The sequence below is a fragment of the Massilia horti genome, assembly GCF_004614195.1.
Taxonomy (GTDB): Bacteria; Pseudomonadota; Gammaproteobacteria; order Burkholderiales; family Burkholderiaceae_D; genus Telluria; species Telluria horti.
Map to the genome: position 1 here is coordinate 1 of NZ_SPUM01000051.1, position 13,614 is coordinate 13,614.

The 13,614-nt window shown below is 63.4% G+C and carries 11 protein-coding genes; 5 read left to right on the forward strand and 6 right to left on the reverse strand.

Features of this window, described 5'->3' with window-relative positions; all coding sequences use genetic code 11:
• The 4 genes from E4O92_RS09175 to E4O92_RS09190 form a co-directional block, all read right to left on the reverse strand.
• Nucleotides 1-229: hypothetical protein (locus E4O92_RS09175; RefSeq protein ID WP_135189472.1), on the reverse strand; the 229-nt coding region annotated here is incomplete at its 3' end.
• Complete coding sequence (locus E4O92_RS09180) at nt 226-963, reverse strand: T4 family baseplate hub assembly chaperone (protein WP_135189473.1); 738 nt, start codon at nt 961-963, stop codon at nt 226-228. The genes E4O92_RS09175 and E4O92_RS09180, both read right to left, overlap by 4 nt.
• A 5-nt stretch (nt 964-968) precedes the next feature.
• Complete coding sequence (locus tag E4O92_RS09185) at nt 969-1,490, reverse strand: phage tail protein (RefSeq protein WP_135189474.1); 522 nt, start codon at nt 1,488-1,490, stop codon at nt 969-971.
• Nucleotides 1,491-1,502: 12 nt separating this feature from the next.
• Entirely contained in the window at nt 1,503-3,293 is a 1,791-nt protein-coding gene (locus tag E4O92_RS09190; RefSeq protein ID WP_135189475.1) for a phage tail sheath family protein, read from the reverse strand.
• 354 nt (nt 3,294-3,647) lie between these two features.
• Between E4O92_RS09190 and E4O92_RS24995 the strand changes: the two genes are divergently transcribed.
• Both E4O92_RS24995 and E4O92_RS25455 read left to right on the forward strand, forming a co-directional pair.
• The gene (locus tag E4O92_RS24995) at nt 3,648-5,924 is read left to right on the forward strand and encodes an eCIS core domain-containing protein (RefSeq protein ID WP_206076837.1); all 2,277 of its coding nucleotides are present in this window, start codon (nt 3,648-3,650) and stop codon (nt 5,922-5,924) included.
• Between the two features lie 16 nt (nt 5,925-5,940).
• The gene (locus E4O92_RS25455) at nt 5,941-6,240 is read left to right on the forward strand and encodes an eCIS core domain-containing protein (RefSeq protein WP_206076838.1); all 300 of its coding nucleotides are present in this window, start codon (nt 5,941-5,943) and stop codon (nt 6,238-6,240) included.
• A gap of 108 nt (nt 6,241-6,348) precedes the next feature.
• On the opposite strand, the gene E4O92_RS09205 is transcribed toward E4O92_RS25455, so the two are convergent.
• Entirely contained in the window at nt 6,349-7,269 is a 921-nt protein-coding gene (locus E4O92_RS09205) for an aldose epimerase family protein (protein WP_135189476.1), read from the reverse strand.
• Nucleotides 7,270-7,280: 11 nt separating this feature from the next.
• Nucleotides 7,281-8,486, reverse strand: a complete 1,206-nt coding sequence (locus E4O92_RS09210) for a XylR family transcriptional regulator (protein WP_229483200.1) — start codon at nt 8,484-8,486, stop codon at nt 7,281-7,283.
• A 576-nt stretch (nt 8,487-9,062) separates the two neighbouring features.
• Between E4O92_RS09210 and E4O92_RS09215 the strand changes: the two genes are divergently transcribed.
• The 3 genes from E4O92_RS09215 to E4O92_RS09225 all read left to right on the forward strand — a co-directional run bounded on the left by E4O92_RS09215 (nt 9,063) and on the right by E4O92_RS09225 (nt 13,488).
• On the forward strand, nt 9,063-9,314 hold the full coding sequence (locus E4O92_RS09215) for a hypothetical protein (protein ID WP_135189478.1): 252 nt from the start codon (nt 9,063-9,065) through the stop codon (nt 9,312-9,314).
• A gap of 92 nt (nt 9,315-9,406) precedes the next feature.
• Nucleotides 9,407-11,062, forward strand: coding sequence for a glycoside hydrolase family 43 protein (locus E4O92_RS09220; RefSeq protein ID WP_229483202.1), 1,656 nt, complete (start codon nt 9,407-9,409; stop codon nt 11,060-11,062).
• 86 nt (nt 11,063-11,148) lie between these two features.
• Nucleotides 11,149-13,488: a pectinesterase family protein gene (locus E4O92_RS09225; protein ID WP_135189479.1), complete on the forward strand. Its 2,340-nt coding sequence runs from the start codon at nt 11,149-11,151 to the stop codon at nt 13,486-13,488.
• Nucleotides 13,489-13,614 lie beyond the last annotated feature (126 nt).

Genomic DNA, 13,614 nt, shown 5'->3' on the forward strand with positions numbered 1-13,614 from the left:
GCGCGGCGACGCCTGCTTGCGCCGGTGCCTGCCCGGCAGTCGACACGAACGGCGCCGCAGCCGCCGCCTCCCGCGGATCGGCGCGCGACATTTCCATGCCGGGCATGGGTTCGTCCGCAACGGCCGCATCGCTACGGGTATCCGGCTCGAAGCGCGACGGCAGGCGCGGCTCAAGGGCGGGGACGTCGCCGCTCACGCGTGCCACCAGCGATGCGATCAGGTCGCTCATAGCCGGACCATATCCAGGTAAATGGCACGGCGCCGGCTGGTCAGCGCGAGGATCTGCTCTTCGCTCCACCCATAGGCGCATGCCAGCGTGTGCACGTCGTGCAGCGTACGTCGCGCCCAGGCGTCGACTTCGCGCCACAGGAAGGAGGCGATGTCGAACAGGCTGCGCCAGCCGTGGCCGCAGCCGGGGCAGTCCAGCGGCAGCTCGACGGTGGCATGTGGATCGGCCAGCGCCATGGCATCCACGAGCGCGCTCACCACCGGATCCGGCAATGCACCGGCCGCCGCCGCGGCACCGTCGTGCAGTACCTCGTTCACGCAGCGGCGCAACAACGCGGCCTGCTGCGCGGCCGCGTCTCCCGCCGGCAGCTCGAGCAGGTCGGCACTGGTCGGCACGCGATAGCCGATGTCGAAGCCACCCACCTGCAGCCGGTAGGACGCCGGTTCGTCGTCCGGAGCACCCGCGGGCGTGCACAAGCTGTCGATGCTGAAGCCGATGTCCAGCCGCTCGCCGCATGCGGGACATTGCGCGAGCGCGGCGACGGTGTCACCGAACAGCAGCTGCCGCACGCGCATCAGGCGCTCATCGCGCACGCCGATCGGCAGCGCCGCCATGCGCGCGTGCGCCGCGGGCGCGGTGGCAGTGGCCAGCAAGGCGAGCGCGCGCCGCGGCGGCGAGCATTCAAGGGCTGTTTCCCACGCCAGCAACAGGTCGTTGGCCGTCGGCGTCTGCATCGTGCCTAGCCCGCGCCAAGAGCCGGCTCGGTCGGTTCGGCCACTTCGCGGTCGCGCTCCCATCCCTCGTTTTCCAGCTTGATGTGCTGGATCGCGACCGCATTCGCGTTGGCATCGAGGTCGGGCATGGCCTGGTATTCCGAGACCCAGCAGCGAAACAGCTTGTACGCCAGCGCCAGCTGCCCTGCCTCGTTGTAGACCTCGATGATGATGTCCTTGCGAAAATCCTGCAGCGAACTCTCCGCCCCCAGCCCGGCATGGAAGTTCCACACCTTGCTCGCCCAGTTTTCAAATTCCAGGTCGTGCGTCACGCCACGTTCGATTGTGATGGCGTCGTATTCCGTGCGCCCCGGCGACTTGCGGCTGGACGACGGATCGCCGCCTTCGCGGTGCTTGACGACCTCGGTCGTGCGTTTCAGCCCGCCCACCTTGCTGACGCCGGCGACGTAGCGGCCATCCCACTTGACGCGAAACTTGAAGTTCTTGTACGGATCGAACCGTTGCACGTTGACGCTGAACTGGGCCATGACGTCGTCTCCTTAGGTCTGGATCTGGCCGGCGATTTGCTGGAGCTTGATCACCACGAATTCGGCTGGTTTCAAGGGCGCAAAGCCGACCACGATGTTGACGATGCCCAGGTTGATGTCGGTCTGGGTCGTGGTTTCCTTGTCGCACTTGACGAAATACGCTTCCTGCGGCGTCTTGCCCTGGAACGCCCCCTGGCGGAACATGTTCTGCATGAACGCGCCCAGGTTCAGGCGAATTTGCGCCCACAGCGGTTCATCGTTCGGTTCGAATACCACCCACTGGGTGCCGCGATACAGGCTCTCCTCGATGAACAGCGCAGTACGGCGTACCGGAATGTATTTCCATTCCGATGCGAGCCGATCGTCGCCCTGCAGCGTGCGCGCTCCCCACACCACGCGCCCTGCCGCCGGCAGCGCCCGCAGGCAGTTGATGCCGAGCGGATTGAGCTCGCCGTTCTCGGCGTCGGTCAGCGGCACGGCCAGTTGGGGGACGCCGACCAGTGACGCATCCAGGCCCGCCGGCGCCTTCCAGACCCCGCGGGTGGTATCGGTACGAGAAAAGATCCCGGCCACCGCGCCGCATGGCACGAAATCTTCCGGCTGGTTGTCGTGCAAGGGATTGGGCTGCTTCAGGCGCGGAAAGAACAGGGCCGCGTTCTTGCTGTTGGTGCCGATAGCCGGCAGGCCCGCCTTGGCGGCATCCTTGTCCGTCCAGTTGGCAGGCGGATCGACCAGCAGCATCGCCCGCCGCATTTCGCAGTAGCTGGCGGCTTCACCGACCAGGGCCGTATCGACGTTGCCATCTGCCAGATACGGAGGCAGGCACATGATATTGAACAGATCGGCCTTGCGCAGCGCGTACAAGCCCTTCTTATCGTTCTGCTTGCCGGGGCCGATAAAGTCGCTTACGTCGAGTGCATCGCCATTCGAGGTGTTTTTGGCGGCCTTCAACGCATCGCTCTTGGTCTTGATATCGGCGGGATCGGGCGTCGTTGCAGCCAAGGCGTCGGCGAGTGCCTGCTCGGCCCGGGAAATATTGTCCGTGGCAATCAGCGCCACGGCAGCCGCCTTGTCGTTCACCTTCTTCTGCAAGTCCTTGAGCTTGGTGGCGTCAGGACTTGGTTTGGCTTGTTCGTCGGCCAGATCCTTCTTTGCCGCCGCCAGGTCGGATTCCGCGGTGTGGATAGCGCTTACGTCGGGCAGTGTAGCCGGCGGCCAGGTGCCCTGCCAGCGCAAGAGCCGCGATTCCGCAAGCAGGACCTTGTGGAGCTGGCGCGCACTGGGGACGACGGTCAGGTTACGGAACTGCTCGATCTGCACCGGAATTCCGTTGGCGTCCAATTCACGCACGGTCAGGTTGAACAAGCCGCTCTTCTCGACTCCCATCTGCGCCGCGACTTGATCCGGAACCTGGCCATCGATCGTGAAGCGCAAGTTGGCGCCCCAGGTTCCCGGGTAGGCGGCTTCGAATTTGAAGTTACCCACGGACAGAGGCGTCTTGGCCGGCCCCGGTGCCGGAGTGGCGTCCGCCTTGGACGGGTGGAACAGGCGCACGACAATCGCCTGGCTGCCGCCGTTCAAATAGAAATCGCGTACTGCAAAGCCGAGGGTGCTATCGACCCACAAGCCGCCAAAGATGCGCTCGAAGTCGGCATAGCTGTTGATCACGATCGGCTCGTCGGTCGGGCCGCGCAAGGCCCTTCCCAAGAAGGCCGTGATCGACGTGGCCACGCTGGTGATCGTGCGCACCCCGCTCGGGATCTCCTCGATGTACACGCCGGGGTAGTTCAGTGTCGAAGGCATGGCGCCCTCCTTAAAGTGTGTGCTTTAACCGAATTGCGGCATAAATAGCCGGCCCGGGTGCTTACCGGATGTGACATGGGGAAGATCGCCGGGGAATGCTGGGAACTGATTTGTTGTCTCGATACTAACAAACCGTTACTACGCGTAAACTATCAAAACTATCTGTACCGCCGGAGCAACGATGCCGGGCTAGGCAGAGATGTTCTACAATTTCAAGCGCAGTCCCCACCTGGAGTGTCCGCGGGAGTCGCGTTTGCTTGTCTCATCGGATTCGAAGGTACGGGGCGACTTGAGCATCCATTCCTGTGCGCATGAATCACTTTTCTCGTTGCTCTGAGCGGCTGGAGGCTTACCATGCGTACTTTCGCAGAGAATCAAAAGGCAACGCAGCCGGTTAAATCTGCCAGCGCCTGGCCGGCCGATCGAGCTCACATTCGGCTCCAGACCAACGAGGCACCTTCAGCCGCCGCCGAACCGGGCATCGACACCAGCGCGGCCGTACGCGCGGCTGCCCGCGACGGCGCACTACTGCCAAAGGAGCTTCGTTCCTACTTCGAACCGCGCTTAGGACACGACTTTAGCCGCGTGCGCGTCCATACCGGCCCTGAAGCGGCAGATGCTGCCCGCTCGGTACAGGCTCGCGCATATACCCTCGGGAGCGATATTGTGTTTGGTGCGGGGGAATACGCTCCAGCCACGGCGGCGGGCAAGCGCCTGCTTGCGCACGAACTGGTGCACGTCGTCCAGCAAGGCTCACGCGTCTCGCTACTGCAACGTCACAAGGACGACTTGGTCACCTACAGCGGTGGGCAACGCGGGAGCCTGGTTGTCTTCAGGGCAGGTCAACTCGTCTACACCGCCGCTGCGGTGTCGGGGCACCCAGGCCGTCAGCCGTGGGAGCCGTCAGCGGGGCCGATCCCCGCGGGCAAGTACGTCATCCATCCCGGCACGAAACGTGCGACAGCCGCAACGCCCCAGGCTGGCGTCTGTAGCGTGGCTGGCATTAGTTCGGGATACCAGGAGATCACATGTACAGATCCCGAGCCCTGCACTGGCGCGCACTACTGCAATGTGCCGTGCCCCACGCCCGCTGAGCCTGGCCAGAAGTGCTATACACCGCAAGACTGTTGGGGGCCAAAGCGTATCAAGATCGAAGGCGGCGCCGTGGTTCCGATCCCTTCGGGCGGTACTGTTCATCGTGACGGGTTCTACCTCCATGGCGGAAACCCCACGGATGCGGTGTCTAGTGGCTGCATCAAGACGCTCGATAACGCCGTCTTTCCGGTCATCTTGACGTTGACCGGCATAAAAGGCGCAGTACCGCTCTGCGTCGGAAGCGCTTGTCCAGCAGGCGCTGGCGGCATTACGGCCGCGGTCGAAGGGACACGGGAATTCACCGAAGCATTGAAGGCGGCAGTCCCGATCTTTTTTAAACCGATCGTCAGTTCCCCAGGCGATGCCGCCGAGCGCGAAGCGGATGAGGTAGCCGAAAAAGTCATGGAAATGACTGAGCCGGCTCCGGCAGGATTGGTGGCCGAGCAGGGTATCGACAGTGGAACAACAGCGGTTTCATCCGTAGCTCCTGGGCGATTGCAGCGTGAAGACGCGCCCAAAGAGAAAAGCAATGAGGAGAAGTACCAGGAAGGCCTTGCCAAATTGGGTGAGACTTTCTTGCAAACCCCTCTGGGCAAGGAACTTCAGGAGAAGATAAAGCAGGATGCTCTGGTCAAGGGAGCGACCGATCTCGGCAAAGATTTTATTGCAACCTGGCCGGGAAAAATTGTCACTGGCGCGGCGGCAACCGGTGCACTCGCAGCAATGGCCGCCACGCATAAAGAGCTCCCCGCGCAGATCCCCGCAATACCGTTGGATAGATTGGCCCCCGGTCTCAGTGTCCGGCTGACTTACAAAGGTCCGGTAGATAAACCAACCGAGACCATGATCACGTTCAATTTTGCTGAGCAGGCGCCGAAGCGTAGTGCTGACAAGAAGCCTCTGAGCGAGGCGGATAAATTCCATGCGGAAACCGCCAGGTTGGCCGCTGAAAATGCCAAATTCCAGGCAAGCATGACCTACAAGCCAGGTTCGCCGGAAGACTTGCAGCAGAAAGCAGAACAGGAAGCGATCAGAAAAGCCGCGATGAAGTACCCCGGTGGTCCGGATATTGATGCGACCATCAAAAAGTACCCGTGGCTGGCAACACCCCAGTCGAAGAGTGGTTTGCAACTGGCCATGCCCAAGTCGTCTTTCGGAGTCCAAACGCCATCGCTGCTTGATGAGGAGTTCAAGATCAAATTGCCCGGTGAGCAAAAGAAAAAACTGGACGAACCGGTATTGCAGAAAAAGCTAAGCGTTGGCTCAAGTAATGACCCGTTGGAGCTGGAAGCCGATCGAGTTGCGGAGCAGGTGATGGCAGTGTCGACAGGTTCTTCGGTGGGCCGCACACCACCGCACATCCAGCGCTTTACCGACCAGGCGGCCGAGAATGTGGATGCTGCTGCGCCAATTAGCGTAGAGCGCGTGCTTGGCAGTTTCGGCAGGCCGCTCGAGCCGGCGCTACGGCAGGACATGAAACAGCGCTTCGGCCACGACTTTTCACAGGTGCGAGTTCATTCTGGCCCCAGCCGCTGAGCAATCGGCGCGGGACGTGAACGCCCATGCGTATACGGTAGGACACAACATCGTGTTCGGTGCGAGCCGATTCGCGCCAGGGACGTACGAGGGGCGGCGGTTAATCGCCCATGAGCTGACACATGTGGTGCAACAGTCAGCGTCGGAGCGGATGCGTGTTGATCAACGTGACGAAAAAAGGTCTGTCCGGTCAGTCCCTTGCCCCCTCACACGCGCTCGCACACGTCGCACATGGCGTTGTGATCAGGCGGCAGCAGGTGCCTGCCCCGGCCAGGAACCAAGGCGGCGATCCCAGGTTATGTGGCTGATGCGATAATGACTCGTACCACCTCTCCGGGGCCTGTTGGCTGCACCGCTAACGCTACTCGCAATCCGCGTGCTCAGCGCAGCGGCACACCTACTGGACGCGCCCCAAGCATGCAAGCTAAGGCTGCAGCGACAACTGGTAAACCGTCGTCCGTCGAAATACCCGGCGCGGGCCCAGGATCACGGCCGCTGCCTGGCCGACACCCAATTGCTCCGGGTGTGAGCAAGGCTGGAGCCGAAAGCCAGTGCCTTGCGCACTCTCAGCCGTACTACCGATGCAAAGGCACAGACCCACCTCGGTCGTCGCAACCTGCAGGCGCCTTCCCGAGCGCGGGTCGTAGACCTGCGCCACCGCGCGCAGTAAACCCGGGCCACGGTCCGCATGCTCCCCCAATCGGTAGCAATGGTCAAATCCACCAGCCAGCCCGATCTGGACGTCCGGCCAGCCCAGCCGGGGACCGATCGCGGCCGGCTTTCGAAAGTCGAACGCGGTCCCGCCCACCGGCGCCAATCCAAGCGGGAGGCCGGCGCGGTCGATCTTCAGGTAGTAGTCGGCATCGATCTGGAGCATATGGTCGCCAACGTCGCCACGCCCTCCATTGAGATTGAAGCGCGGGGTCGAACCGAGCTCGAGGGTCGACTCTTCCGGCGCGCTCACGACGTGATCAATGCTCAGGCGCCCCTCGTCGTCGAGGCGGTAATGCACCTCGACGGTGAATCCGTCCGCCGCACCGTGCGTGGCCATTTGCCGCAGCGACACGCAACGCCCGTCCATGAAGCCACGCCACGCGGCAGGTGCCATGCGACGCAGGGTACTGAAGCGCTCGCTGGCGAGGTCGGCCACGTGACCGTGCTCGGGCACGCAATCCGGATCGCCCAGGACAACATCGGCCAGGCGCCCGTACCGGTCCGGCGCCCACCACGACATCAGCGCCGCGCCGCGCTCGCTGATGGTGACCGCCATGTCGCGGTCGTTGCGCAACGTAAACAGGCGGCCCGGGCCGGAAGCGTCATCAGCGTATGAGTAATTCGCGGTCATCAAGAACGCCATTATCCTTCTGCCACTTCTGACTCATGGTCCTGCCGGAGCCCCAGCGCGCGCTTTTGGTAAGTGCGCGGCGAACACCCGAGTTCGCGCTTGAACACGGAATGCAGGTATTGGCTGGAGGTGAAGCCGCAGCGGCGCGCCACGTCGGCCAGGTTGCATTCGCCGCTCTCCAGGATCGCGGTTGCCGCCTCAAGCCGCATGCGCAGGATCTCGTCATGGACACTGCAACCGAGCTCCTGCCTGAAATAGCCTTCAAGCGAAGAGCGCGAGATGCCAACGTACTCGGCCACCTGGTCGGTCTTGATGCCCTGGCAGGCATACTGGCGGATGAAATGGCGCGCCCGCATGACGTGCGGATGCCGGGCCGGCTGGTGCCGGCTCGACGCCAGTACGTTGATGCCCGCGGGCGGCACCAGGATCCTGGAATCGGGCAGCCTTACCCCGTGCAGCATCTGGTCCAGCAAGTGCGCCGCGGTGCGGCCCATTTCGGTCGCGCCCTGGATCACGGAGCTCATCGGGATCCGGGTCAACATTCGCGCGAGGGGATCGTTATCGATGCCGATCAGCGCCACTTGTTCGGGTACCGCGATGTCGGCGATGGTGCAAGCCTGCAATAGCTGGCGTGCGCGGGCATCTGTGACGGCAATAATGCCCACCGGCTTGGGCAGGCTGTGCAACCAGGCGATCAGCTGCTGCACCGCCTCGTCCCACGATGGCGCATGCGTGCTCTGGCCGCGGAACACCTCCGGTTCCAGCCGATCGCGCCGCATGAGCGCGCAGAAGGCCTTTTCGCGCTCCTGCGCCCAGCGGTTGGCTTGTGCTTCGGGCAGGCTGAAAAGCGCGAAGTTTCCCAACCCCGCATCGATCAGGTGTTCGTAGGCGAGCTGGATCAGCTTGAAATTGTCGGTGGCCACGTAGGGCACGCCGACCGGATAGTCGTTCGGGTTCTCGTACGAGCCGCCGACCGCCACCAGCGGGATCGAGCTCGAGGCCAGCGCCGCCGCCACTGCCGGGTCGTCGAAATCGGCGATGATGCCGTCGCCCTGCCAGCGGTCGATGCCCGGCAGACGCAACCGGAAATCCTCTTCCAGGAACAAATCCCACTGGCTGCGCCTGCTCGAAAGATAGGCAGCGATGCCCGCGATCACTTCCCGGTCAAATATCTTGTTTGCGTTGAACAGCAGCGCAATGCGATGCGTCTTTTTCATCAACATGTGTCTTCCCCAACCAGCGGCATTGTGGGGTACGGCTCACCAGCATCCCCACGTGCAATTTTGCAAGCCGGCGCCAGGGTCTGCAATTACGAAATCCGCCATCCACCGTAGCGATTCTTGACATTTCGATGTGAAGGGATCGCTTCGGGATTTTTTAATCGCTCCCACCAATTATGAATTCCACCAAGCTCCATATCGATTTCTTGCGGCCTCATCGCTTGCAAAATGCTATCTGCTAGCATCTCTTCGGCTCTAAAGCACCATAACCAGCCAATGAGCCCGCCGCCCCACGGCGAGTGCGAGACTTTCGCAGGCGCTGCGCGTCCCGCATGAAAATAACGATAATTGGAGATCGCAATTGATTACGCAACCACGCGGCGCTTCGCGTCGCAACTCCCTGCTCCCTGGCCTGCTGGCCATCGCCACCAGCGCACTGTGCGGGGCCGTCCATGCGCAAGATACTCGTAATGTGCAGGAACCCGTTGTGCCGCCCGGGTGCGCGACTCTTGCTGCCGAAGCGCCCGTTGCCGGCCAAAATGACACCAAACGCATCCAGGCCGCCATCGACAGTTGCGCGGCGGGACACGCCGTGCACCTCACGCCACGCGGCGCCAACGCCTCGTTCACATCCGGCAGGGCTATAACGACCAGCACCCGCTGCAGCTCACGCTCAAGGACGTGGTCGTGGATGGCGATCCGAAAGTAAAAATTGAATTCGCCCGCCTGAAGGGCCAGCTCAATTCGCCGGATTCGCAGCCGCTCGACTGCAGCAAGCGTTTCGCGCCGTTCCCGGAAGCTCCCCAAGCGCCGCCCGCGTCCTGAGCGGCAACTTTAACGGCAAGGGCAGGCCAATTTTATCCAATGCGCCCGGGCCTGCGAGGGCTGGCGCGCCGACTACGACAAACGAATATACGATGAAAAATAAACAATTTGACCTGCACCGCATCGCGGGCGCCCTTCTGCTGCCCCTGATTATGGCCTCCGGCCACGCCGCGTCGCCCGGGGCAAAAGCCAATGGCAACGAGCCCTGGGTCGCCGATCTCGGTGACGGCCGCTATAAGAACCCGGTCCTGCACGCTGATTATTCCGACCCGGATGCGATCCGCGTTGGCGACACTTATTACATGACCTCATCAAGCTTCAACAGTGCGCCTGGCCTGCCGCTTTTGGAGTCGAAGGACATGGTCAACTGGGAGTTGGTGGGCCACGCCCTGCCCAGGCAGGTGCCGCTCGAGCACTTCGCAAGAGCGCGCCACGGCGATGGCGTCTGGGCGCCGTGCCTGCGCTACCACGACGGCAAATTCTGGATCTTCTCGCCTGACCCGGACTTCGGCGTTTATGTCGTCACCGCCGAAAAATTCGAGGGTCCATGGAGCGAGCCGCACCTGCTCCTGCCCGGCAAAGGCATCATCGACCCGACCCCGCTGTGGGATGACGACGGCAAGGCGTACCTGCTGCACGGCTGGGCCAAGAGCCGCGCCGGCATCAACAACCTGCTCACGCTGCGCCGCATGGCGCCGGACGCGAGCCGCCTGCTCGACAGCGAAGGCAAGACCGTCATCGATGGCAACAAGATCGCCAACTACCGCACGCTCGAGGGGCCGAAATTCTACAAGGCCAACGGCTGGTACTACGTCTTCGCGCCGGCCGGGGGCGTCGAGGACGGCTGGCAGGCGGTCTTCCGCTCGCGCAGCGTCGAAGGACCATACGAGGTGCGCACCGTCATGGACAAGGGCAAGACGCCAATCAACGGGCCGCACCAGGGCGCGTGGGTCCGCGCGCAGGACGGGAGCGACTGGTTCATCCACTTCCAGGACAAGGGCGCTTACGGCCGCGTGGTGCACCTTCAGCCGATGCGCTGGGTGGACGGCTGGCCAGTCATTGGCGAGGACGGACCCACGTCCGGTATCGGCCAACCGGTGCTAACGTACAAGAAGCCGGTGGCCGGCTTCCCTGCCAAGGTTCCGGCGACCAGCGATGAATTCGACGGCCGGACGCTCGGACTGCAGTGGCAGTGGAATGCCAACAGCGACCCGCGCTGGTTCTCGCTGACCGAACGCCCCGGCATGCTGCGCCTGCGTACGCAAGTCGTGCCGGAGGCGAACGGCTACGTGCGCGCGGCGCCGTCGATCCTGTCGCAAAAGCTGCCCGCACCCGTGTTCGTGGTGAACACGCACGTGCAGCTGAATGACGCCAACGAAGGCGACCGCGCAGGCCTGATCATCAATGCGATGCAGTACGCCTGGCTCGGCCTGCGCAAGAGCGGCGGCGCGACGCAGCTCGTCTACACCACCTGCACTCCGGCGAAGGTTCGCTGCACGGAGGCGAGCACCGTAGTGCTGCCACAGGCGCCCTCCTCGCTGTACCTGCGCATGAACATGGCTGAGGGTGCAAACGCCAGCTTCTCGTACAGCACCGACAACGTCCACTTCACGCCGGCCGGCCAGCCTCTGAAGATCAGCAAAGGCCGCTGGGTCGGCGCGCAGATGGGACTGTTTTCGGTTGGCGAGCAGCCTGGGACGCGGCCATCGAGCCTAAATGTCGATTACTTCCGCGTCACCGCCCGATAACGCATTATTCGCATCGCAAGGACTGAATCGACCGTCGTTCCCGCGAAGGCGGGAATCCATGCTTAGCGTGCTATATCGAAAACGGAATGAAACCGAAAAAGATCCTGGCCCTGTTGGGCACTGCATTGTCGCTTTACGCCTCGGCCGCCACTGCCGCAACTTGTCCCGGCAACGCCATCTGGTGCGAGGACTTCGAACACGGCCCGTCGCGCTGGTCCGCCGAGCATGGCACCCCGGTCCTGCAAGCCCAGAGCGGCACGAATAATCATGTCCTGCTGCTGCCGGGCGACGGCCGCCCTGTCCTGCTGCAGGATGCCACTGCCGTCCCCAAGGACACTTACTACGTCGAGGCCCGCATGCGTCCTGCTGCCGGCAACGCCGCGACGGAACAACAGGGCTACCTCATCGCACGCTACCTTGATGAGCGCAACTGGCTTGGCTTTGGGCTGAACGTCGCCCCGGGCAACCGGCAACTGGGCCTGGACATCGTGCGGATGCAGGATGGCCAACTCAAACGTCTCAAGCGTACCAGCGCCGATATCGATGCCCTGGAAAGCTTCTATACGCTGCGGCTTGACGTCGTCGGGAACGCGCTGACGCTCTACCTGAACGGTAACCGTATTGTCGGCACCGACGAATCCTCGCTGCCACCGGGCCGTATCGGCGCGATCGCAATCGGCGCAAACTTCGAGCTCGACGACCTGCGCATCGGCGACGCCAAGGCAGCGCCGGGCCGCATCGGCCTGGCGAACATGAACAACCGCCTGAGTCTGCAGGCCGGCGACGGTGCGCAGCGCTACCAGGTCCGGGCGATGACGAAGGGTGGCGGCGGGATAGCCAGATTCGCCGCCGCGTCGAGCGCTCCATCCGTGGTTGGCGTCGCAATGGACGGCGATATGCTGGTGGTGACGCCGCGCGCGCCCGGGAACGCCACCATCACCGTATCGAGCGTGGAGGACAACAACGTCGCGGTCTCGATTGGCGCCAGCGTCGGGCCGGCGTTTGCCGTCTCCGGCCAGGCTTATGCGCTGCAAGACAGGACGCAGCCCGCCGTCCGGGCCCGGGACGTACAGGTCGACACCCCGCTGCAACTGCGCTTTGACAGCCAGCCGAATCTTGGCGCCAGCGGCTCGATTCGCATCCACCGCGCGTCGGACAATGCTCTCGTCGACGTAATCCGCGCCGGGAACGAAGTCAACCAGATCGGCACCACGCCCGACGGCTTCAAGCGCGTGGTGCGGTACAACCCGATCGAAGTATCGGGTGCCACGGTCACGATCCGCCCGCACGACGCGCGTCTTGCGTACGACACCGAGTACTACGTGATGGTCGACGCCAACCTGTTCGCCGGCGCGACGATCGGCGGCACGCCGTTCAGCGGCATCGGCAAGCGCGCCGGCTGGACTTTTCGCACGCGAGCGCACATGCCCGCCGGCCGTGACATCACTGTCGGCGGCACCAGCGCCGCGGACTTCCGCACGGTGCAGGGCGCGCTTAACCATGTGATGCGCAACGTGCCCCGTAAGGATGCTGTCACGATCCGAGTCGCCAATGGCAGCTACGGCGACCTGCTCTACCTGCGTGGCAAGGACAACGTCACGCTGCGCGGCGAAAGCCGCGACGGTGCGGTCATCACCGTCGAAAACGGCAATGGCCTGAACCCGGGCGCCGGCGGTGGCCAGGGCGAATCGGCGCCGGGCAGCGGCGGCGGACGCTCGGTGTTCCTGATCGAGGATGCTGACATGGTATGGCTGGATAACATCAGCATCGTCAGCACCGGATGGCGCAGCAAGCCCACCGGCGGGCAGGCAGAAACGCTGTACTTCAACAGCGATGGCCGCTTCGTCGCCACCAACAGCAACTTCATCAGCGAACAGGACACCATCCTCGTACGCGGCTGGTCCTGGTTCTACCACAGCCTCATCGCCGGCAACGTCGATTTCATCTGGGGCTACAACCATGCCGCGCTGTTCGAAGAAAGCGAAATCCGTTCGCTCGGCGACAGCACCGACCCCGCCAAGGGCGGCTACATCGTGCAGGCGCGCACCCTTAGCCGCGACGATCCGGGCTTCGTATTCCTCAACAGCCGCATCACGCATGGCCCGGGCCCGGCCGGCAACGACGTGCCGCGCGGCTCGAGCTTCCTCGCCCGACCCGGCTCCGCGTGGGACAACGTCAGCTATATCAACTGCCGCATGGACGAGCACATCTCGCCAAAAGGCTGGAACGGCAGGCCGCGCGACGGGATCGGCTGGTACGAATTGAACAGCATGGACATGAACGGCAAGCCGCTTGACCTGTCGGCCCGCGTGAATGGCCAGGTACTGGGTGCCGAGCAGGCCGCCCGCTTTGCCAGCCGCGCCCGGGTATTCGCCGGATTCGATAACGGAAAGGGCTGGATGCCTGCCCTTGACGCCGCGAAGTGAGCGATTGACACGCAAACGGCGCTTTGTCGTTCACATGGGGTGGCTCCGGCCACTCCCCCTTTTCCCGATCGATTATGAAATTCACCACCGCCCATATCGATTCTTAACAGAAGCGCCAACGGCCGT